The following is a 21,012-nucleotide window of genomic DNA, read 5'->3' as shown; positions in this document are numbered from 1 at the left end:
TTTTTATCCCGCAAAAGCCCGATTGGTGAGGGCTGATAATCAGTGGAGGATGGACAAAACCCCCACTGATTAAAGTTTCACTTTATTGATTGCTAACAGTGGATATCTTTTTAAGTGCCTGCTCTAAATCAGAAATGATATCTTCCCATGATTCTAAACCGACAGATAGGCGTATTAAATTATCAAAAATACCCATTTCCTTCCGGAGCTCAGCTGGAATAGCCGCGTGCGTCATCGTCGCCGGATGCTGAATTAACGTTTCTGTATCACCTAAACTTACCGCAATCGTAATAAAATGGAGGTCATTAATAAACGACTGCGCTTCCTCTTTTCCGCCTTTTACAGAAAAAGAAATAACGCCCCCGCCTCGTTTCATTTGCCGAGATGCTAACTCTCCCTCCGGATACCAAACACCTTCAACCGCTTCATGATTTTTCAAAAACGCTACAATTTTTTCCGCATTATCACAATGACGATCCATTCTTACCGCTAATGTCTTTAACCCGCGTAATAATAACCACGCATCAAACGGCGCCATAATACCGCCAATATCTTTTCGCATCGGACGGATTTTTTCCGCTAACGCTTTCGTTTTACAAATTGTTACACCCGCTACAACATCCCCGTGACCCCCAATATATTTTGTCGCACTATGAACGACAGCGTCACATCCGAGCTCAAGAGGCCTTTGTAAATAAGGTGAACAAAATGTATTATCGACAATAACAAGTAAACCATTTCGCTTTGCTACTTGTATCACCTTCTCTAAATCGATTAATTTCATCGTTGGATTAATCGGTGTTTCAACAAAAATGAGCTTTGTATTTGGACGAACCTTCCCTTCCAAATCCTCCTCTATTTCCATATCACAAAACGAATGAGTAATCATAAATTTTTCTTCTAACACTTCTAAAAAACCGTAAGTACATCCATATAATCCATTTGAACAAATAATATGATCTCCAGCCTTTAGAAAGCCAATTAACGTTGCTGAAATTGCTGCCATACCTGAACCGAACGCCAGCGCTTCCTCTCCACCTTCTAAAACAGCCATACGTTCTTCAAATAAATTCACAGTTGGATTTCCAAGCCTTGAATAAATATAAGATGGATCTTCTCCAGCAAAACTCGCTTCTCCTTGCTGTGCTGTCTCAAACGTAAATGTAGAAGTTTGAAATAAAGGTGGTGTTAAACTCCCTTTATGTTCGTTTGATTCATAACCGTGATGAATTAATGCTGTCTCCATATGTTTCTTTTTCATAAAAACATCCCCCTTATGTTTTTATTGCCACTTATCCACAAGTAAAAAACTGATGAACGTTTTTACTACATTTTATGTAAGCGTTTCACTTGTGTTTCTATCTCTTCTTTTATATTGTTTTAAATTCCTTCTTGTTAATTTCCAAAATTTATCTGCATAAAACAAAAAGATACTCGCTTGACGAAATTGTAGGTAAAAGATATAATAGCGTTTGTGTAAAATAAAAAGGCAGCCTTGTAATGTGAGTTTATCGTTTGTATTTTGTTCCTCTGCGGAGGTGTATCTCGTAACTCCCTGCTGCTGGAGCGAAGGTACATGAAAACAAAATACCCGTAAATATCGATTACGTCTGTTTTTATTTTACGAAAATAAAAACATTTTTGAAGGAGGAGTCAACTATGGCTCGTTATACAGGTCCAGCTTGGAAACTGTCTCGTCGTCTTGGAATCTCTCTAAGCGGCACAGGAAAAGAATTAGAAAAACGCCCTTACGCACCAGGTCCTCACGGTCCTAACCAACGTAAGAAACTTTCAGAATACGGTTTACAATTACAAGAGAAACAAAAACTTCGTCACATGTACGGCATGACTGAGCGTCAATTCCGTCGCACATTTGACCAAGCAGGTAAAATGCCTGGTAAGCACGGCGAAAACTTCATGATCCTTCTTGAAGCTCGTCTTGACAACCTAGTTTACCGCATGGGCTTAGCTCGCACTCGTCGCGCAGCTCGCCAATTAGTAAACCACGGCCACATCATGGTAGATGGCGCTCGCGTAGATATCCCATCTTACCGCGTTAAACCTGGTCAAACTATCAGCGTTCGCGAAAAATCTAACAGCCTTGTTGTTGTTAAAGAAGCGATCGAAGTTAACAACTTCGTACCAGAATACTTAACTTTCGATGCTGATAAGTTAGAAGCTACTTACACTCGTCACGCTGAGCGTTCTGAGTTAGCAGCTGAAATCAACGAAGCATTAATCGTAGAGTTCTACTCTCGTTAATCTCGGTACTCTGAAAAGAGTCGTATTAAAAGCCTTAGGAACCTTGTTTATCAAGGGGCCTGGGCTTTTTTTATTTTATTTAATAATGCAAGATAAGGCATAAAAAAGAATGTAATTGGGGCCAGTTTGGGGCCACAATAAAAAAGGCTGGCGTGTGTATAGAAATGGATAAGTACACAAAATAGATGGTAAAAGGAGTTACTTGTTTTGAAAGAAAAATTCACCAAGATTCCTCTTCATGTACAAGACTTTCAAAAATTAAAATTGTTATTAAAAGAATTAGTGCAAGATGAAATAGAATTCATTGAAAATTTTTCTAAATATGCTTTAATTATTTCTTCTAAAGAATCTTTGGTCACAATTAATCTTAGAAGTGAATTTTACCCTGATCCACACTTAGCAATTACTACTATAAGTATTTCTCCCAGTAATCAAGGTAAGGGCAGTATTGTTATTGACTGGTTTAAAACGTTCGCTAAAGAAAAAGGATTCGAACGATTAGTATTACAAGAAGTTATAACCGAAGAAGGTTACCACTTTGCATTAAAAAATGGTTTTTCAAAAAATGTCGGTCCATTCGAGGAAATATTTAGAAAGCCTGATAGTACTGATGGAAATTATGAACTATATTTATAAAGAGTAAAATAAAAGTGAACGAATATTTTTCATAATCGTTCACTTTTTTATTTGGTGAATTATCTAATATCGCCGGCTCCTTCTACATCCAATACATATTTCTTAAATCCTTAGTAAATGACCCTGTTAAGCTTGCTGAACTTAAGAAAGCGGGAATAACAGATGGTAATATAGAATTAATGAAACAAGGAAGACCTCCAGTAGGGTGGCAAGTACATCATAATCTTCCTTTAGACGACGGAGGAACAAACGCATTTGAAAATTTAACTTTAATACAAAATCATCCATATCATAAAGCTATAACTAATACACAACGTACATTAACTAGACACTTACAAGATGGAGATAGTGCAGACATAAGCTGGCCTATACCCAAATATAATATCTACCCTAAAGGAGAATAAATACACTTAGAAAGAGGTTTTTATATGTGGAAAAATCTAGTTTTAGAAATTGGAGATATACTAAAAAGTGTTAACTTTAATTTGAACACACCAGCAAAGGATACTGAAGTTCATAGATTAAGAGAACACGTGAAAGAGAAATTTAATGTTGATTTACCGATTGAATTTGAGGAGTTTCTTAAAAATGTAAACGGTTTAGATTTTGGTGGACTAGTTATTTATGGAGTTGACCCTTCTTTACTAGAAACAGAAAGAAACGAACCGATTTGTGGATTTATAGACACGAATGAGATTTGGTATGAAAATGAATTTCAAAAAGAGTATCTTTTCTTTGGAGATTCAAATATTGCGTGGTTTTGTAAAAACTTATCTGACAGTACTTATTTAGAACTTGATAAACCATCTGGAACAGTGATGAACACATATAATGATTTCAATACAATGCTTGAAGAAGCATTGAAAACAGCCCTCCTTTAATATGGAGTATTAAAATGAAGAATATTACATGGTCCTTTATGAGTAAAACACCAATTACAGATGAAGAAATCCAAAAAGTAGAAAAACAACATTTCCGCTTTGACTGGTCGACGATATCCCTAGCCTTTTTATTCCTTCTAAATAAAAAAGGACATCTAAAGCAACTAAACAGTTACTTCAAACAGCCTTCATTTTTTATATATAAAATAAAATTATTTATTTTCCTCTTTTTGAACATATACATAAGCATCTTTCTGCTCTTTATGTATATCAACCTTTGTGTTCTCTGCAAGCTGACCCGCATTTAGCAAAGAAAAAATAATAAGCGCTTCTAGTGACATTTCGTTTTACCACTCCTTTCTAGTTGTTATACGATTATCATACCGCTTACATGTGATTTCCGTATGAACTCGAAAAGGAGATTAAAACAAAAAAATTTAAAGGACTGCCAACTGCACTCTATCTCCTGAGTAGTTTATTAAAGCAAATTATTACGTTATAATAACCAGAAAATGGGAGGGGATTTCGTTTTGACAATAAACCAAATGGTTCAATTCGGCAGTTCGTTTATGCTGTTTATTACTTCAGCACTTATGAGTTGGTATCAGGGAAGTAATTTAATAGATAATCCTGATGAATGGAAATATAGTGCGAAGTTTACGAATTATTTTAAAGGGTACGTTTCACATTATGACGATATTTATCAAATCGATTTCTTTATATATGCGGCAAAATTTTATCCAACAGCATTTGTCGTTATGCTAATTAGTTTACTTTATATGCTGGTATTAATTCTTCATATTATATTTAAAAGAAATCATGAGGCGATCTAAATTCATACATAAAAACCCCGAATCATAGACTTTTCAGCCTACAATTCGGGGTACTATTTGTTTTAGATTCTTTTCTGATTAGTAACGAATTAAGAAATATTTCTTCTTACCGCGGCGAATGATTGTAAATTTACCTTCGATGCGGTCGTTTTCTGTTACAACGTAGTCTAATGCTTGTGTACGCTCACCGTTTACGTAGATTGCACCGTTTGTTACATCTTCACGTGCTTGACGTTTAGATGGTGAAATTTTGCTTTCTACAAGTAAGTCGATTAATACTGTATCTTCTGCAGTACGTTCTACAGATGGTACATCTTTGAATCCTTGCTCAATTTCATTTGCAGTAAGTTCTGCTACAGAACCGCTGAATAATGCAGCTGAAATTTTAATTGCTTGCTCTAACGCTTCTTCGCCGTGAACAAGTTTTGTCATTTCAGATCCTAATGCTTTTTGTGCTGCACGTTTTTCTGGCGCTTCAGCTACTTGCTTCTCAAGCTCAGTAATTTCTTCATGAGATAAGAATGTGAAGTATTTTAAGTATTTAACTACATCGCGGTCATCTGTGTTAATCCAGAATTGGTAGAACTCGTAAGGAGTTGTTTTCTCTGGGTCTAACCAAATTGCGCCGCCTTCTGTTTTACCAAACTTCGTACCGTCAGATTTTGTAACAAGTGGAATTGTTAACCCGAATGCTTTTGCATCTTCTTCTGATTTACGGATTAATTCAAGACCAGCTGTAATGTTACCCCATTGGTCACTACCACCAATTTGCAGACGGCAGTTATGTTGTTGGTATAAGTTTAAGAAGTCGTATGATTGTAAAATCATGTAACTAAACTCAGTGAATGAAATACCAGTCTCTAATCGAGATGCTACTGTATCTTTTGCTAACATATAGTTTAAACCGAAGTTTTTACCGATATCGCGTAAGAATGTAATTACATCTAAGTTACCAAGCCAGTCATAGTTGTTAGCCATCGTTGCTGGGTTGTCCACATTTTCAAACTCTAAGAAGTTTGAAAGTTGGTTTTTAATACTTTCAGTGTAGTAAGCAACTGTATCTTTTGTATTTAATGTACGCTCTGCTTTTTTACCACTTGGGTCACCGATCATACCAGTACCACCGCCAACAAGTGCGATTGGTTGGTGACCAGCTAATTGGAAACGACGTAACATTAATACTGGTAACATATGACCGATGTGTAAGCTATCCGCTGTTGGGTCGAAACCACAGTATAATTTAACGCTTTCTTTTTCTAATAATTGCTCAAGGCCTTCAGCATCTGTTTGCTGATTAATTAGACCGCGAAATTCAAGATCTTGTAAAATACCCATATCCTACATACTCTCCTTTAAGTTCATTCTAGCGTGAATGTTGAAAACATAAAAAAATCGCCCCTTCAAATAAGGGACGATTTTGATTATCGCGTTACCACCCTAGTTGCAGACCAAAAAGGCCTACCACCTTATTTACATAACGGCTTAGCACCGTCTTTTCCCTTTTGAATACAATTCAATCGAAAAAAGATGCTCTAGGGGCGTAATTCGCGATCATCTATGTGCTGATTTCCACCGACCATCAGCTCTCTAAAACAGGGAAATGATCACTACTTCTCCCTTTCCACGCTCAATTATTCATATACTTTTCTTTATACCATCATTTATATAAGCATGTCAAATAGAGGTGTGAGTTCTTTTCCTACCAATCCTTTACAAAGTCGCAAGGAATATCGTAATCAAAGAAAGAATTGGAACACCGACTAATAGTGAGATATGAAACACAACCGATAAATCATTTCCAATCGTAGCTTCCACAGGATCTTTCGCCGGAGAAGCAAGAAATCCAAGTAATCGATCGAATCGACTTACCGTTTTTGGAAAATCCGGTATTTCTACATGGTCACTATCTAAATGCTGCTTTAATTTATATTCACTCTTAAAGGGATTTTCGCTCAATTTCATCCACCTCCAGCAATTGTTTCAATTTCTTTATCCCGTTATGGAGCCTCGACTTCACTGTTCCAATAGGAATGTTTAATATCTCTGCAATCTCTTTTTGCTGCATATCATGATAATAAGAAAGAATAAGGACAGCTCGCTGTTCTTCGGGAACTTTCAAAATCGCTTCTCTTACTGTAAGACGGTCTTCTTGTGAAAACTCTATCTCCTGAACTGGTACTAAAAACGGTAAGAGCGTACGCCACTTTTTTCTTCTATTTAATTTATTAATCATAAGACGATAACCGATTTGAAATAAATACGTTTTAATTTTCCCTTTTTTGATTTCATACATATGTTTCTTGCGTTCTAACGTCAAAAATGTATCTTGTACAAGGTCGATACTTAATTGTTCATCCCGATTAAAACGATACAAAAATGTATATAGTGCTGGTTTAATTAAAACGTATAGTTTCTCCCCAGCCTGCTTATCTCCACTTTGGTACGCAAGCATGAGTTCCTCCTCAATCCCAATCTGCGCCATGATTTTTGATCTCCTTTATTCCTTTTAACGTTAATGAAATTCGGGAAATTAAATAGCAAATTGCGACAATAATCCATACTTGTGATTGATTCGTAAAAAATTGAACATACGGGTTTTGAATTGTATGGCCGCTTGAAACTAAAATATTTAACGCTTGCACACATACACATGCATACACTGCAAGACAGACCGAAATCGTATCGAATACATTCCAGCGAAAATACACTTTTGTTTTGGTAAAATCGATTTTATATCCTTTTTTCCGTACTATATATTTTCTATCAAACGGAATAATGATTGAAAACATAACACTCATCATGACTCCAGCTGTAAACATTGAAACTTTAAATCCAATTGGCATTGGCAAGAACATTCCACAAGAAAATACAACTATAATTCCAACTAAAGCAAAAGTAAGAAGTAATTTATTAGACATATAAAAAGCCTCCCTCATCTATTCTTTCATAAATGTATACAGACGAGGAAGACGCTTCGTTCAAATATTATTTTATTTTTTTAATAATCTTTGCAGGATTCCCGCCAACTACTACATGATCCGGCACATCTTTCGTTACAACAGCGCCAGATGCGATAACGGCATTGTCTCCAATTGTTACACCTGGATTAATAATCGCTCTTCCGCCAATCCATACGTTATCACCAATTGTAACTGGCTTTCCGTATTCTGATCCGCTTATGCGTTCTACTGGATCAAGCGGGTGCGTCGCTGTATAAATATGAACACCTGGAGCTAACATACAGTTCACTCCGATTGTAACTGGGCATACGTCTAAAATCGTACAGTCAAAGTTTGCGTAAAAATTTTCGCCAACATGGATGTTATAACCGTAATCACATTTAAAAGAAGACTCGATGTGAATATTATCTCCTGTCGTTCCGAATAATTCTTTTACGATTGCACTACGTTCTTCTAATTTTACTTCTGGTGTATCATTTAACTTTCTCGTTAATATACGAGCTTGCTCCCTGTCTTGTACTAAAACTGGATCAGCTGGTATGTACATTTCCCCTTGTATCATCTTTTCTTTTTCTGTTTTCATTTCCGTCTCCCCTTCCAACACGTATATATAAGTTTATGATAACATAAAAAAGAAAGGTCTGAACGTATCATCGTTCAGACCTTTCTCTCTTAATCTTCCATCGTCGATAAATCGCCTGTTGGTAAGTTTAATTCCCACGCTTTTAATACGCGGCGCATAATTTTACCACTTCTCGTTTTCGGTAATTTATCTCTAAATTCAATTTGTCGTGGCGCTGCATGAGCTGCTAAACCTTTTTTCACAAATTGACGAATTTCTTCTTTTAATTCTTCAGATGGTTCGTACCCTGCACGAAGCGCGATAAATGCTTTAATGATTTCTCCGCGAACTGGATCCGGAATACCGATTACACCAGCTTCTGCAACAGCAGCATGCTCGATTAATTTACTTTCTACTTCAAACGGACCAACGCGCTCTCCTGACGTCATAATGACATCATCAATACGTCCTTGGAACCAGAAGTATCCATCTTCATCCATATAGGCAGAGTCACCTGATACGTACCAATCTCCCGGCATGAAGTAAGATTCATATTTTTGCGGGTTATTCCAAACCGCACGCATCATAGATGGCCAACCTTTTGCAATTGCTAAGTTACCCATTGTGTATGGAGGCACTTCATTTCCTTCATTATCAACAATCGCTGCTTTCACGCCTGGAATTGGTTTACCCATTGAACCTGGACGGATTTCCATACAAGGGTAGTTACAAATAACTTGTCCACCTGTTTCTGTCATCCACCACGTATCATGAATACGAAGTCCAAATGCATTCATCCCCCAGCGAATTACTTCTGGATTTAGCGGCTCACCAACGCTTAATACGTGACGAACTTGTGATAAATCATATTTTTTAATTGCATCTTGTCCAGCTCCCATTAACATACGGAACGCTGTTGGTGCGCTATACCAAACTGTTACACCGTAATCTTGTAACGCTTCGTACCACGCTTCTGGACTAAAGCGTCCACCTAAAATAACATTTGATGCCCCCACTAACCACGGTGCAAAAATACCGTAAGCTGTTCCAGTTACCCAGCCCGGGTCAGCTGTACACCAATATACGTCATCTTCTTTTAAATCTAATACCCACTTCGCCGTTTGATAGTGCTGAACCATTGCGTTTTGCGCATGAAGCACACCTTTTGGCTTACCAGTAGAACCAGATGTGTAATGAAGAATTAAACCGTCTTCACGGCCTAACCATTCGATATGTAATTCTTTTGAAGCTTGTTCAAATAAAGGATTGAACGCTACAGTTTTACCGCCTTCTTCTACATTGTCTCCAACAAGGAAGACTGTTTTTAAAGCAGGTAAATCATTTAATGGTACGCGCTCTAACAATTCAGGAGTTGTAATTAACACCTTTGCTTCGCTATCTTCTAAGCGGTCGCGAACTGCACCTTCCATAAACGCTTCAAATAGCGGTCCAACAATAGCCCCTAATTTCACTGCACCAAGAAGTGCAAAATATAATTCTGGGGAACGCGGCATAAAAATAAAAACGCGATCGCCTTTCTCAACATCGCCATAGTTTTTCAGGACATTTCCTGCTTTATTAGAAAAATCCTTCATTTCCTTAAATGTATATTTCTCTTTTCGCGATCCATCTTGATAATAAAGCGCTACTTTATTCTTTCGATCGGATTTCGCATGCTTATCAATTGCCTCATACGCCATATTCACTCGGCCTGTTTCATTCCAAGTAAAATTTTTATTAACCTCTTCCCAGTTAAAATTTGCGTATGCCTCTTCATAATTCGGCAAATTATTTTCCCCTTTAATGACAGGAAGCGTTTCTACTTTCATACTTTACATCCCCCTCCTATGTATTCTATTATCTATTATAATGATATTATTTAAAATTTTCAGTATATTTGTTGATTTTTAGACAAATTTTTAATGACAAAATTCGATTCACATCGCATATATTATAAAGTACGATATTAATAGATTCACAAACCCTCAAGGTGGTGAGCAATACATTGATTCATAAAAAAATATATAATGCCAGAAACTTAAAAACAGCGAAAGGAACTTTAATTATTGAAGGTCCTGTCTCTACACATAATCTTGAAATGTATGAATTTCATCCAGACTTAGTTGCGTTTCGTCCTGCCGAGCAGCAATATAAAGCAATTGTCGAAATCTCTAAATTGCCAGAAGCTCGTCTCATTATTGCTAGACATGACCAAACGATCGTTGGATATGTTACATACTTATATCCTGATCCGCTCGAACGATGGTCAGAAGGAAAAATTGAAAACTTAATTGAACTTGGGGCAATTGAAGTTGTCCCAGCCTTTCGCGGGTGCTCTGTCGGAAAAAACTTATTAGAAGTTTCAATGATGGATGATCATATGGAAGATTACATTATATTAACGACTGAATATTATTGGCACTGGGATTTAAAACAAACAGGCTTAAATGTTTGGGAATACCGAAAAGTAATGGAAAAAATGATGAATGCCGGTGGTTTACAATGGATGGCTACAGACGATCCTGAAATTTGTTCACACCCCGCTAACTGTTTAATGGTTCGCATCGGTAAGCGCGTCGATACGGATTCCATTCAAGCATTCGATCGTCTACGTTTTCACAATCGTTTTATGTATTAATAAAGGGGGCAACTGGAATGATTGTAGAAGAAATTATGAATCAAAATGTAGTAACATTACATCCAGATGACACAATCGAAACAGCAATCCGAACGATACGTACGAAAGGTATTCGGCACATTCCAATTGTCGATCAAAATAATCACGTAGTAGGCATTATTTCTGATCGAGATGTAAGAGATGCGAGTCCATCAATTCTTGATGAACAAGTTCCACTGGGTATGCTGAAACAACCGCTCGAACTTATTATGAAACAGCCTGTTATGACTTGCCATCCTCTTGATTTCGTTGAGGAAATTGCTACTTTATTTTTTGAAAATAAAATTGGCTGTCTCCCTGTTACAAAGGCTGGAAAGCTAGTAGGAATTATTTCCGAATCTACAGTACTACACACATTAGTGAAATTAACAGGGGCACATCAGCCTAGTTCGCAAATTGAAATTCAAGTGAAGAATGAACCTGGTATTCTCGGAAAGGTAGTTGCTATTTTTAGCGATTTACAAATCAATATTGTGAGCGTTCTCGTCTATCCAGCAAAAGATGAGAATGATAAAGTACTTGTTTTCCGCATTCAAACGATGAATCCTTTAAGGGTGATTGAAGCACTTGAAACAGAAGGCTATCGCGTTTTATGGCCGAACATAATGGGGATGCAAGCATGAATAGCGCCTTCATTTATTCGGATGACTTTCGGGGCTATTCTTTTAGCCCTGAACATCCTTTTAACCAACTGCGCGTCACACTTACGTACGATTTATTACAAAAAAGTGGTTTTATCTCCCCTTCTCAAGTCATTCCACCAAGAATGGCTACAGATGAAGAAATTGCATTCATTCATACAGAGGAGTACATAAATGCGGTAAAACGTGCTGGAGAAGGAAAGTTAGAAAAATCAATTGCTATGACATATGGGCTCGGAACAGAAGATACACCGATGTTCCCAAATATGCATGAAGCAAGCGCATTACTCGTTGGCGGTACGTTAACAGCTGTAGATGCTGTTCTTTCCGGAAAAGTGAAACATGCACTTAATTTAGGCGGCGGCTTACACCATGGCTTTCGCGGCAAAGCGTCTGGTTTTTGCATTTATAACGATAGCTCTATCGCAATGAAATATATTCAGAAGAAATACGGTTTACGCGTTTTATATATTGATACAGATGCTCATCACGGTGATGGTGTACAATGGTCATTTTACGACGACCCTAACGTATGCACCATTTCATTACATGAAACTGGGCGTTATTTATTTCCTGGAACAGGTGCTGTAAATGAACGCGGACAAGGAAATGGCTATAGTTATTCTTTTAACGTTCCGCTCGATGCTTTTACAGAAGATGAATCGTTTTTAGACTCGTATCGAACTGTTGTAAAAGAAGTTGCAGCATACTTTAAACCGGATATTATTTTAACGCAAAATGGTGCCGATGCACATTATTACGACCCACTTACACACCTTTGCGCAACGATGAACATTTACCGTGAAATACCGAAGCTCGCTCGCGAAATCGCTAATGAATATTGCGACGGTCGCTGGATTGCTGTCGGCGGCGGTGGCTACGACTTATGGCGCGTCGTACCAAGAGCTTGGGCACTCATTTGGCTCGAAATGAACAACATCCAAAACATCTCAGGTTATCTCCCTCCAGAATGGATTGATGCTTGGAAAGGACAAGCAGAAACAGAACTTCCCCTCACATGGGAAGATCCAGACAACATGTATAAACCTATCCCTCGGAAACTTGAAATTGAAGAAAAAAACGCATTAACTGTAGCGAAATCCCTTGAAATTATTCGGAATAATATGAAAAAATCTTTGTATTGAACAGAAAGGAGGCTCGTTTTTGAACGGTCTCCTTTTATTTTATTGTCGGTTTCTTTCGGTAAATCGATATATTTTAAAATCGTTGATATATTTCGAGTTGCTAACGAACTATCCATGGCTCTAATAAGAAAAGGAGTGATATCATGTGGAAACAACAAATAATCAATACAAAACGCGGTACATTCGAACTCTTTATAAAAGGAAATGGTGAACCACTTTGCATTACACATCACTATTCACAATTTAATGAAACTGGCGATTACTTTGCAGATGTTTTCACTTCTACACATCGTGTATTCCTCATTAATTTACGAGACGCTGGTCACTCTGTAAAAGCACAGTCAGAAAACGAATTAAGTATGATCGAAACAATTCATGACTTAGAAGCGATAAAAGAAGCTTTACAACTTCCTATATGGCATTTCGCTGGTCATTCAACAGGCGGTATGCTTGGACTTCTATACGCGATTACATACCCAAATTCCTTACAATCATTAGTTATCGTTGGAGCTTCAGCCAGTAACTATACCGAAACATCATTTTGTATTTATCACCCAGCACACCCACAGTTTCATTATATGCAAGAGCTTATCGAGAACTTAAAAAGCCCCCATCTTACAAATGAAGAAAGAAAAGAACTATCTACTAAACGAACAAAATTATCTTTATGTACCCCTGAAAACTATAACTCTTATTTTTGTAAACCAATCCAAAAAACAATGTCCGCCAGCCGGATGAATGCTTTCTCTCAAGAATATCCTTCATTTGATTTGAGAGAGTATCTACCTTCTATCCAAACAAAGACGCTTATTGCTTGCGGAAGGCACGATGCACAGTGCCCTATTCAATACTCTATCGAGATGCATGAGGGCATGCCTAATTCTATCTTCGTTCCATTTGAGCATAGTAATCATTATCCTTTTGTAGAAGAAGTCACTAAGTTCACTTCTTCTATTCAAGAATTTTATAAATCGTTACACCAAAAAAGTAGCAGGTACTAAACCTGCTACTTTTTTCATATTTTATTTCCCTACAAATGTAACTTGTTCGCCAGTCGCCCAGCCTCCCATTGGTACAACTGTATACTTCATCCCTTGTTGCAGAGTTGCGCCGTTTTGTAAATCAAAGATTCCTACTGCACCTTTTCGAGAGCTGAAACGATATTGTGCTTCTACTTTATTTCCGTCTTCACTTTGTAATTCTACTTTTCTACCAGCAAAAAGTTCCATGTTCGGATCTTTGTCTAATGTAACTTGAATAGATTTATTATCTATTGCTTCTGCACTTTGAATTACTAACGGAGCGATAGACGAAGCAGTAAACTTCGGATTTTTAACTGTTGCCCAATCAGATGTAATTGTGTACTCTGTTCCTGGTTTCAATATTTGGCCAGCAGGTAATCGGAATTTAGGTGCTTGTCTACCATCTGCCGCTTGTGTAAACGGAACATATCCAACTTCAATTTTTTCACCTGAACTTGCTGTAATCGTTAGTTTTCTATCACGAAGTGAAGAAATTATTTGATATTTTTTACCGTCTTTATCTTTATTTTCATCATCTAATTGGAAGGCTTGATTACCTCTTCCTGCTTTATACGCTTCAATAACATTTGCATAATCCGTCACACCATCTTCTAAAAATGATTCAATTTCAAACGTATCATTTGTCACTTGCTTCGCTTGGCGGACATTAATCTTTTCCGAACTTCCTTCAAATTTTTCCTTTTTTCCACCCTTATAACTTAACGTATATTTTTCACCTGGTTTTTGCACCATTACAGGTACGATATATGTACTCGTTGCCCCTGTTTTTAGTCTCGGTACATTCACAATTTCCAGGCCATTACTAAACACGAAGTTTTTCTTAATTGCATCTAAGTTTTCTAATTTCACTTCCTCTTCTGATAAAGGTTTAGAAACCGTTAATTGTAATGTCATTGCGTTTAATGGCTCTAGTTTCGTAATTTGGGCTTGTTGTTTTTTCTTCTCTTTCTTTGCCTCTTGCTTCGTTGCTTGTTTTGATTCCGCCTTCGTTTCACCTTGCGCGCATCCCGTTACAAGCACTGTAAATCCAATTACTGCTGGTACTAAAAATTTCATTTTTTTCATCTCTATACCCTCCAAATTTATGATCAATATTTTCATTGCTTCCTGTGATATTAATAATAAATAGCGGGTATAAATTGCCTATAAATAAATTATTAAAAAAAGATAAAATAAAGATAATATATTTTTAATCTCATTTTTTCTAATAAAAAAACCTGTCAATCTCTCGACAGGTTCACTACACGTTGAAACGATAACCAGCTCCCCACACTGTTTCAATATATTGCGGATGAGCAGGATCTCTTTCAATTTTTTCACGTAACTTTCTAATATGAACAACAACTGTTGCTAAATCACCAGCTGAATCTAATCCCCAAATACGTTCAAATAACTGTTCTTTATTTAACACTTGATTTGGATGCATTACAAAAAATGTTAATAAATCAAATTCCTTCGTTGTAAACGCAACTTCTTTATTATTTATAAAAACTTTCCTCGCTCGCTGATCAATAGAAATCCCGTGAATGTATAACGTATCACGCTGCTTAACCATATTTCCTGATAATCTTTCATAACGAGAAATATGTGCTTTAACTCTTGCAACTAACTCACTTGGACTAAATGGTTTCGTTATATAATCATCCGCACCTAATCCGAGTCCGCGAATTTTATCTATATCTTCTTTCTTTGCTGAAACAAGTAAAATAGGAATGTCTTTTATAGCACGTATTTGTTTGCAAATTTCGAAGCCATTCATCTTCGGAAGCATAATATCTAAAATAATTAAATCATAGTCTTCCTGTAAAGCCCTTTGTAAGCCTGTTTCTCCAGAATGCTCTACATCAACTTGAAAATCATGAATTTCTAAATAATCTCGCTGTAATTCTGCAATACTTACTTCATCTTCAATTAGTAAAACTCTCTTCAATTCATTCACCACATTCCTGTACTTTTTGCAGCGAGAAGAAAATACTTGTGCTTTCTCCAAGCTTACTTTCTGCCCAAATTTCCCCACCATGTTCTTCAACAATTTGCTTCGCTATCGCTAAACCAAGTCCACTTCCACCAGTGCTAGAATTTCGTGATTGCTCCGCTCGATAAAATCTCTCAAAAATATACGGAAGTGTATCAGATTCTATTCCTGATCCATTATCCTTCACTTTCACGATAACTTTGTTTTCATTACTTGATGCTGTAACGGTAATTTTTTTCTCAACTTTATCCATGTACTTCACACTATTATGAATTAAATTCGATATAACTCTCTTTATTTTTTCACGATCCGCTATTACATATAGCGGTGATACATGCTGTAATTGTAAGTATACAGATATACCTTCTTCACTTAAATCCATCTGCATCTCTTCTATTAAATCTTGCATAAACATATTTAACTCTATCGTTTCAAACTGAAATGGAACTCGGTTCAAATCTAGCTTTGAAAATAAAAATAGTTCGTCAATGAGCGTGTCCATATGTTTTGCTTTCGTATGGATAGTCGTTAAGTACTTATCCATTTTTTCCGGCGTATTTGCTACCCCATCTTTTATTCCTTCAACATACCCTATTATAGATGTAATCGGTGTTTTTAAATCGTGAGAGATGTTTGAAATAAGTTCTTTTCGATTTTCTTCATATTGCGTTTGCATCTCAATCGACCCTTTTAACTTCCTCCTCATTTCCTCAAATCCTTGGTTTAATTGACCCATCTCATCATGTGACGTAACTGGAATTTGAAAATCTAAATTCCCTTCTTTAATTCTCTCTGTCGCATCTTTCAATATAAAGATTGGTTTTATTACACTTCTTGAGACGAAATAACTTAATAGTCCAATGAGTAAAATAGCTAAAAGTAATAACGCTACAAATAAAATCGGAAATAATTTTTGTGTCAGATCTACAAAAGAACTTTGCTTTTTTAGTACAAATATACTCCCTTCTTCATTCGGCGAAAAATAAAAATCGAATTTTACATATCGGTAAAATGTATCACCTAGTTCCGTTGTACCACGACTATTAATATTTGCTGATTCAAATTTTGGAAGAGCTTCTTTTAAAGCTACGCTTTCAAATACTTTTGAAGCATATGAAATGTTTTCTCCCTTTCTTACAACTATTTTCACATCTTCTTTTTCAATAGATGACACGAACGATTCATCTAATAGTTGAGATTGATGCTGCTTTGCCGCTAATTTCAATTCAAGAAAAGTATTTTCCTCCTCTGCCGTCAGCGGCTTTTGAATATAAGAGCTTTTGTAGAAATTTTTCACCGATTCCAAGTCACCTGTTATCGAAAATACAATTAAAAATCCCGCGACTAATATGAGCGTAATAGAAACGAGAATAACGGCAATATAAGAAAATAAAAACCTCGTTTTAATAGACATCATTTACATCCTCACTTTATCCATCCTTATTATTCATAAGCATAAAAATATATGTTCAAATACTCAAGCGATTTTATAGTAATTTTAGCGTCAGTTTATAAAAATTTAATGTTCTTATTTTACAGTTGAAATTAGGAGGTTGAAATTCCGTGTTCAAAAAAACATTAAGCATGATATGTTGCGTAATTTTTTTACAAGGCTGCTCGCAAGAACAAGAAGTGAAAAAGGAGATGACAAACATGGAGACAGCACTACTATCAGCTACTGAGAAAAAAGAAACTAACACTGTTATAGCATTACTAAAAAAAGGGGCAAATATAAATATAACTGACGGTAAAGGACGTACTCCTCTTATGATTGCTACATACAAAAATGATATAAAAACCGCAAAAGCCCTTATCGATGCTGGCGCTGACGTAAATATACAAGATGATATGAAAAACAACCCATTTCTATACGCCGGTGCGGAAGGTTACTTAGACATTTTAAAACTAACGATTGATGCTGGTGCGGATCCAGCTCTTACGAATCGTTATGGCGGAACAGCTCTTATTCCAGCCTCAGAGCACGGTTATCTCGATGTTATACAAGAACTCCTCGCTCGAACAAATATCGATGTAAACCATGTAAATAACCTTGGATGGACAGCTTTAATGGAAGCTATCGTATTAAGTAACGGAGATGAAACACAGCAACAAGTCATTCGCCTTCTTATTGAACACGGTGCAGATGTAAATATTCCCGACAATGATGGTGTTACCCCGCTGCAACATGCTCGTGCTCATAACTTTGAAGAGATAGAGAAGATTTTGTTAGAGGGGGATAAGTAAAAAATGCGCTAAAAAATCCGAAGCGCTCATCACTTCGGATTTTTTAACAACCTTATTTATCCATAACAACAGGAAGCTGGAATGAAACAATCGTTCCTTTTCCAAGTTCACTATTTATTTCTAATCCAGTTCCGTATAACTGTTTTAATCGTGCATCCGTATTCAATAAACCTATTCCCTGTTTTTGATTCGGTTTTTTCACTAATATTTCTTTTATTTTTTCATCTGACATGCCTATCCCATCATCCGTAATCGAAATGTTTATAAATCCACTCACACTCTCTATTTTTATATGAACGCTTCCACCCTTTGCTTTTTTTAATATACCATGACGCACAGCATTCTCTACTAATGTTTGAATAGAAAACGGTGGTACTACACATTCTATTCCATCTTCAATTTCCATTACACTTTGTATTCTTTTCCCAAATCGCTCTTTTTCAATATAAAGATATGATTGAATTAACTCTAACTCATGTTGTATAGGGACTGTTTCCGCTAACACTTCTTCACCAAAACTGGCTCTTAAATATGTCCCAAACTCAACAATTAATTTTTCCATCCTAACAATATCAATTTCACCTAATGCAGCAATCGTATTTAGTGTATTAAACAGAAAATGCGGCTGAATTTGCGCCTGAAGCCAAGCACCTTCCATTCTTATTCGCTCATGAATTGATTGCTTTAACTCTGTTAATGCATTAATTCTCACTTTTAATTCCAGTGCATCTATAGGCTTTACAATGTAATCATTCGCCCCAGCAAGAAATCCTGTGTAGATATCTTCTGGCTGCGATCTAGCGGTTAACAGTATAATAGGCAACTCTGCAATAGAGTATTGAGCACGAATCATCCTTGTTAACTCATAACCTGACATTTTCGGCATCATTACATCAACCAATATCAAATCCCACTCCATCTCTAAACGTTCTAGCACTTCTCTTCCTGTCGTTACAGTTTCAAGTTCATATTCATCTTGTGGTAATATACTCTTTAATACTTTTAAATTTATAGGATCATCATCAACAGCAAGAATTCTCCTTCTATTCCCTACTCTATTATCCTTCATTTCAACTTGTTTTAATTCCACTACTTTTTCAATTGTTTCTTTTGACACAATTAGCATCTCTTCTTTTTCAGCAAGTGGTAATGTGAATGTAAAAGTAGAGCCTTTATGTAAAACGGATGTAACAGTAAGTGTTCCCCCGTGCATTTCCACTAATTGTTTACAAATACTTAGCCCAAGTCCAAATCCTCCACTTTCACCATATGAATCACTACCTTGTTCATATGGCAGGAAGATTCGCTTTTGCGCTTCTTTATCAATTCCAATACCAGTATCTGTAACCTGAATAGCCGCGTAATTTTTTCGTTTTTCAACATCAATTGTAATAACCCCTTCATCCGTAAATTTAACTGCATTATGAAGTAGGTTAAATAAAATTTGAATAAGACGATTTTGGTCAGCTAATACAAATGGGAACCGTTCAGGGATATTCGCGATAATTTGTAATTTCTTTTCTTCGCCAATAAACTTTTGCATATCAATCACCATTGTAATAATTGGTTGCAAATCAACCGGTCTCTTATGAATTGGTATCCCTTTCTGCTCCATTCTTGTAACATCTATTAAATCATTCAACAAATACGACATACGCCTTCCTATTGTCATTAATAGTTTTAGATGTTGTTTACTTTCACCATTTATCGCTTTCTCTTCATCTATTACACTTTGTGCAATATTCATCATCCCATGTAACGGATTTCTAAGTTCGTGCGCTGTATTTGCTAAAAATTGATCTTTCTTATGATGCTCTTCTTTTAATTTTCCAACCAGTTCACTATTCTCATCACTCGTACGAAAGAATCGGATAAACCAAAAAGTCGAAAATGATACCATCGCTATAACAATATCAAATGGATAAAAATCCGCATCAAATATCCTCGCAAACTCTATGCTATAAATGAAAGCAAACTCTTTAAAACTCGCACACAATACTCCACAAGTAGTACTAATCAGTGTAAAAAGTAAAAAGATTAAATCATGCTTTCCACTTTCCACCACCCGTAAAACAATAATTGCTGCTAAAATGAATGGAATAATAGTTGTAAAAAATAATATAAATCCAAAATCTTGCACTAGTCTAGGTGAAGAAAACAATACTACGAAAACATAAATTCCGCATAATACGATGGTAAATAAAATAAATTTATTATCCCCATAACCTCGTAAAAACCTTTTCATATACAGTAAAATGAATAAAGCGAACCCTACAAACGATATATATATAATTTTCATATATGTTGAAAATTCAAATTCATACAAAGAGAACAAAAAACGTTCATCCGTAATTAAAAATGTAAGACCTGCAAATATACTACCAAGTGAAAAATATAGAATCTCAACATTTTTCGGCTTCATCACAAAAATGATAAATGCATATATACCATGTAAAAACACTATTGTCGTTGCAATAATTTGCATCATAAGATTTTTAAAGCTATCCTGTACAATAGCATTTTCACTGCCAAAACGCACTCCACCTGTAATCCCGCCATGTTTCGATTCTTGTGTCGTTTTCGTAACAGGAATAAGAAGATTAATTACACCTTGTGCATTCGCTTTAACTTTTATGATAGTCGGTGTAAGTGAAGTTTTATGTACATCATTCGGTTTAAAAATACTTCCTCTTTCCTTCACAAGTTCTCCATTTACATACAAATCGAACTGATTATGAACACGCTGTATTTTTAAGCCGTAATTTTCATTCGAATTCTTCACTTTGATAGATAGCGCATACGTGCCATATTCTTTTTCATGAGTACGATCAACTTTTTCTTTCCAGTTCCCCGGAACATCAATATATTCATAATCTTTATTATTTCCCTTCATTTGCTCCGGGGTAAGTAAAACATTCAGATAAAATTTCCATTCACCATTTAACGTAACTAAATTTTTTTCGCCAAATGTTATATCTGATAAATTTACTATCCCCTCTTCAGCATGCGGTTGATTTATATAAAGAGACTGTTTAAACCAAATGGAACGAAAACCGACAATACAAAGAATAAATAAGAATACTACTATCAATATTTTTCTTTTAGACATACTTATTCCCTCTTTATAAAATTACGAACTTTTTTCAAATATTT

21 protein-coding genes, 1 pseudogene and 1 other annotated feature are annotated in these 21,012 nt (G+C 36.0%); of the genes and pseudogenes, 10 read left to right on the top strand and 12 right to left on the bottom strand.

The genetic code is table 11. The annotated features are described in order from the left end of the window. Positions 1-82: 82 nt before the first annotated feature. On the bottom strand, positions 83-1,261 hold the full coding sequence (gene megL, locus VK90_RS08905) for a methionine gamma-lyase (protein WP_002173778.1): 1,179 nt from the start codon (positions 1,259-1,261) through the stop codon (positions 83-85). Between the two features lie 398 nt (positions 1,262-1,659). On the opposite strand from megL, the gene rpsD reads away from it, so the two are divergent. The 4 genes and pseudogenes from rpsD to VK90_RS31390 all read left to right on the top strand — a co-directional run. Beyond that, complete coding sequence (rpsD, locus tag VK90_RS08900; RefSeq protein WP_000135316.1) at positions 1,660-2,262, top strand: 30S ribosomal protein S4; 603 nt, start codon at positions 1,660-1,662, stop codon at positions 2,260-2,262. 207 nt (positions 2,263-2,469) lie between these two features. Continuing rightward, on the top strand, positions 2,470-2,898 hold the full coding sequence (locus tag VK90_RS08895) for a GNAT family N-acetyltransferase (RefSeq protein ID WP_048372142.1): 429 nt from the start codon (positions 2,470-2,472) through the stop codon (positions 2,896-2,898). Positions 2,899-3,326: 428 nt separating this feature from the next. Beyond that, positions 3,327-3,779: a YrhA family protein gene (locus tag VK90_RS08885; protein ID WP_048372138.1), complete on the top strand. Its 453-nt coding sequence runs from the start codon at positions 3,327-3,329 to the stop codon at positions 3,777-3,779. Between the two features lie 14 nt (positions 3,780-3,793). Beyond that, positions 3,794-3,865: pseudogene (locus tag VK90_RS31390) on the top strand (SMI1/KNR4 family protein); the annotation flags it as partial. A 126-nt stretch (positions 3,866-3,991) separates the two neighbouring features. On the opposite strand, the gene VK90_RS08880 reads toward VK90_RS31390, so the two are convergent. Next, a complete protein-coding gene (locus VK90_RS08880) occupies positions 3,992-4,120 on the bottom strand; it encodes a hypothetical protein (protein ID WP_002112286.1) in 129 nt (42 codons plus the stop codon). Between the two features lie 189 nt (positions 4,121-4,309). On the opposite strand from VK90_RS08880, the gene VK90_RS08875 reads away from it, so the two are divergent. Then, a complete protein-coding gene (locus tag VK90_RS08875; RefSeq protein WP_002173780.1) occupies positions 4,310-4,612 on the top strand; it encodes a YjdJ family protein in 303 nt (100 codons plus the stop codon). Positions 4,613-4,690: 78 nt separating this feature from the next. On the opposite strand, the gene tyrS is transcribed toward VK90_RS08875, so the two are convergent. From tyrS to acsA, 6 genes are all read right to left on the bottom strand, one after another. After that, positions 4,691-5,947 carry a tyrosine--tRNA ligase gene (gene tyrS, locus VK90_RS08870; RefSeq protein WP_048372135.1) on the bottom strand — a complete coding sequence of 419 codons (1,257 nt, stop codon included), beginning with the start codon at positions 5,945-5,947 and terminating at the stop codon, positions 4,691-4,693. A gap of 69 nt (positions 5,948-6,016) precedes the next feature. Further along, positions 6,017-6,245, bottom strand: a binding site (T-box leader). A 77-nt stretch (positions 6,246-6,322) separates the two neighbouring features. Further along, entirely contained in the window at positions 6,323-6,568 is a 246-nt protein-coding gene (locus tag VK90_RS08865) for a hypothetical protein (RefSeq protein WP_048372133.1), read from the bottom strand. After that, positions 6,549-7,094, bottom strand: a complete 546-nt coding sequence (locus tag VK90_RS08860) for an RNA polymerase sigma factor (protein WP_048372131.1) — start codon at positions 7,092-7,094, stop codon at positions 6,549-6,551. Before VK90_RS08860 ends, VK90_RS08865 begins: the two co-directional genes overlap by 20 nt. Next, entirely contained in the window at positions 7,075-7,530 is a 456-nt protein-coding gene (locus VK90_RS08855) for a hypothetical protein (protein WP_048372129.1), read from the bottom strand. Before VK90_RS08855 ends, VK90_RS08860 begins: the two co-directional genes overlap by 20 nt. Positions 7,531-7,597: 67 nt before the next feature. Continuing rightward, positions 7,598-8,155 carry a maltose acetyltransferase domain-containing protein gene (locus VK90_RS08850; protein ID WP_048372127.1) on the bottom strand — a complete coding sequence of 186 codons (558 nt, stop codon included), beginning with the start codon at positions 8,153-8,155 and terminating at the stop codon, positions 7,598-7,600. Between the two features lie 89 nt (positions 8,156-8,244). Then, positions 8,245-9,963, bottom strand: a complete 1,719-nt coding sequence (acsA, locus tag VK90_RS08845; protein ID WP_048372126.1) for an acetate--CoA ligase — start codon at positions 9,961-9,963, stop codon at positions 8,245-8,247. Positions 9,964-10,139: 176 nt separating this feature from the next. Between acsA and acuA the strand changes: the two genes are divergently transcribed. From acuA to VK90_RS08825, 4 genes are all read left to right on the top strand, one after another. Further along, the gene (gene acuA, locus VK90_RS08840; RefSeq protein WP_000581395.1) at positions 10,140-10,772 is read left to right on the top strand and encodes an acetoin utilization protein acetyltransferase AcuA; all 633 of its coding nucleotides are present in this window, start codon (positions 10,140-10,142) and stop codon (positions 10,770-10,772) included. Positions 10,773-10,789: 17 nt separating this feature from the next. Then, positions 10,790-11,434 (top strand): acetoin utilization AcuB family protein, encoded by a 645-nt coding sequence (locus VK90_RS08835; protein ID WP_048372123.1) that lies wholly within the window; start codon positions 10,790-10,792, stop codon positions 11,432-11,434. Then, on the top strand, positions 11,431-12,597 hold the full coding sequence (gene acuC / locus VK90_RS08830; RefSeq protein ID WP_082147851.1) for an acetoin utilization protein AcuC: 1,167 nt from the start codon (positions 11,431-11,433) through the stop codon (positions 12,595-12,597). Before VK90_RS08835 ends, acuC begins: the two co-directional genes overlap by 4 nt. Positions 12,598-12,740: 143 nt before the next feature. Next, positions 12,741-13,598 (top strand): alpha/beta fold hydrolase, encoded by an 858-nt coding sequence (locus VK90_RS08825; RefSeq protein WP_048372119.1) that lies wholly within the window; start codon positions 12,741-12,743, stop codon positions 13,596-13,598. A 21-nt stretch (positions 13,599-13,619) separates the two neighbouring features. On the opposite strand, the gene VK90_RS08820 is transcribed toward VK90_RS08825, so the two are convergent. The 3 genes from VK90_RS08820 to VK90_RS08810 all read right to left on the bottom strand — a co-directional run bounded on the left by VK90_RS08820 (position 13,620) and on the right by VK90_RS08810 (position 17,029). Then, positions 13,620-14,705 (bottom strand): hypothetical protein, encoded by a 1,086-nt coding sequence (locus tag VK90_RS08820; RefSeq protein WP_048372116.1) that lies wholly within the window; start codon positions 14,703-14,705, stop codon positions 13,620-13,622. 175 nt (positions 14,706-14,880) lie between these two features. Then, entirely contained in the window at positions 14,881-15,570 is a 690-nt protein-coding gene (locus VK90_RS08815; protein WP_048372114.1) for a response regulator transcription factor, read from the bottom strand. Between the two features lies 1 nt (position 15,571). Further along, positions 15,572-17,029 (bottom strand): sensor histidine kinase, encoded by a 1,458-nt coding sequence (locus VK90_RS08810; RefSeq protein ID WP_048372111.1) that lies wholly within the window; start codon positions 17,027-17,029, stop codon positions 15,572-15,574. Between the two features lie 149 nt (positions 17,030-17,178). Between VK90_RS08810 and VK90_RS08805 the strand changes: the two genes are divergently transcribed. After that, the gene (locus tag VK90_RS08805; protein ID WP_048372110.1) at positions 17,179-17,859 is read left to right on the top strand and encodes an ankyrin repeat domain-containing protein; all 681 of its coding nucleotides are present in this window, start codon (positions 17,179-17,181) and stop codon (positions 17,857-17,859) included. A 52-nt stretch (positions 17,860-17,911) separates the two neighbouring features. Here VK90_RS08805 and VK90_RS08800 read toward each other — a convergent pair whose 3' ends face one another. Beyond that, positions 17,912-20,968: a hybrid sensor histidine kinase/response regulator gene (locus VK90_RS08800; RefSeq protein WP_048372108.1), complete on the bottom strand. Its 3,057-nt coding sequence runs from the start codon at positions 20,966-20,968 to the stop codon at positions 17,912-17,914. Between the last annotated feature and the right edge of the window lie 44 nt (positions 20,969-21,012).

It is taken from the genome of Bacillus sp. LK2, assembly GCF_001043575.1.
Lineage (GTDB): Bacteria > Bacillota > Bacilli > Bacillales > Bacillaceae_G > Bacillus_A > Bacillus_A paramycoides.
This window is presented reverse-complemented; position numbering and strand designations above follow the sequence as displayed.

What these genes read in the sequence shown, in the direction of transcription:
- VK90_RS08880 (WP_002112286.1), bottom strand. Translation starts at nt 4,120, where the DNA reads ATGTCACTAGAAGCGCTTATTATTTTTTCTTTGCTAAATGCGGGTCAG.
- VK90_RS08825 (WP_048372119.1), top strand. Translation starts at nt 12,741, where the DNA reads ATGTGGAAACAACAAATAATCAATACAAAACGCGGTACATTCGAACTC.
- rpsD (WP_000135316.1), top strand. Translation starts at nt 1,660, where the DNA reads ATGGCTCGTTATACAGGTCCAGCTTGGAAACTGTCTCGTCGTCTTGGA.
- VK90_RS08850 (WP_048372127.1), bottom strand. Translation starts at nt 8,155, where the DNA reads ATGAAAACAGAAAAAGAAAAGATGATACAAGGGGAAATGTACATACCA.
- VK90_RS08820 (WP_048372116.1), bottom strand. Translation starts at nt 14,705, where the DNA reads ATGAAAAAAATGAAATTTTTAGTACCAGCAGTAATTGGATTTACAGTG.
- VK90_RS08835 (WP_048372123.1), top strand. Translation starts at nt 10,790, where the DNA reads ATGATTGTAGAAGAAATTATGAATCAAAATGTAGTAACATTACATCCA.
- acsA (WP_048372126.1), bottom strand. Translation starts at nt 9,963, where the DNA reads ATGAAAGTAGAAACGCTTCCTGTCATTAAAGGGGAAAATAATTTGCCG.
- VK90_RS08810 (WP_048372111.1), bottom strand. Translation starts at nt 17,029, where the DNA reads ATGTCTATTAAAACGAGGTTTTTATTTTCTTATATTGCCGTTATTCTC.
- VK90_RS08885 (WP_048372138.1), top strand. Translation starts at nt 3,327, where the DNA reads ATGTGGAAAAATCTAGTTTTAGAAATTGGAGATATACTAAAAAGTGTT.
- VK90_RS08855 (WP_048372129.1), bottom strand. Translation starts at nt 7,530, where the DNA reads ATGTCTAATAAATTACTTCTTACTTTTGCTTTAGTTGGAATTATAGTT.
- acuC (WP_082147851.1), top strand. Translation starts at nt 11,431, where the DNA reads ATGAATAGCGCCTTCATTTATTCGGATGACTTTCGGGGCTATTCTTTT.
- VK90_RS08860 (WP_048372131.1), bottom strand. Translation starts at nt 7,094, where the DNA reads ATGGCGCAGATTGGGATTGAGGAGGAACTCATGCTTGCGTACCAAAGT.
- tyrS (WP_048372135.1), bottom strand. Translation starts at nt 5,947, where the DNA reads ATGGGTATTTTACAAGATCTTGAATTTCGCGGTCTAATTAATCAGCAA.
- megL (WP_002173778.1), bottom strand. Translation starts at nt 1,261, where the DNA reads ATGAAAAAGAAACATATGGAGACAGCATTAATTCATCACGGTTATGAA.
- VK90_RS08800 (WP_048372108.1), bottom strand. Translation starts at nt 20,968, where the DNA reads ATGTCTAAAAGAAAAATATTGATAGTAGTATTCTTATTTATTCTTTGT.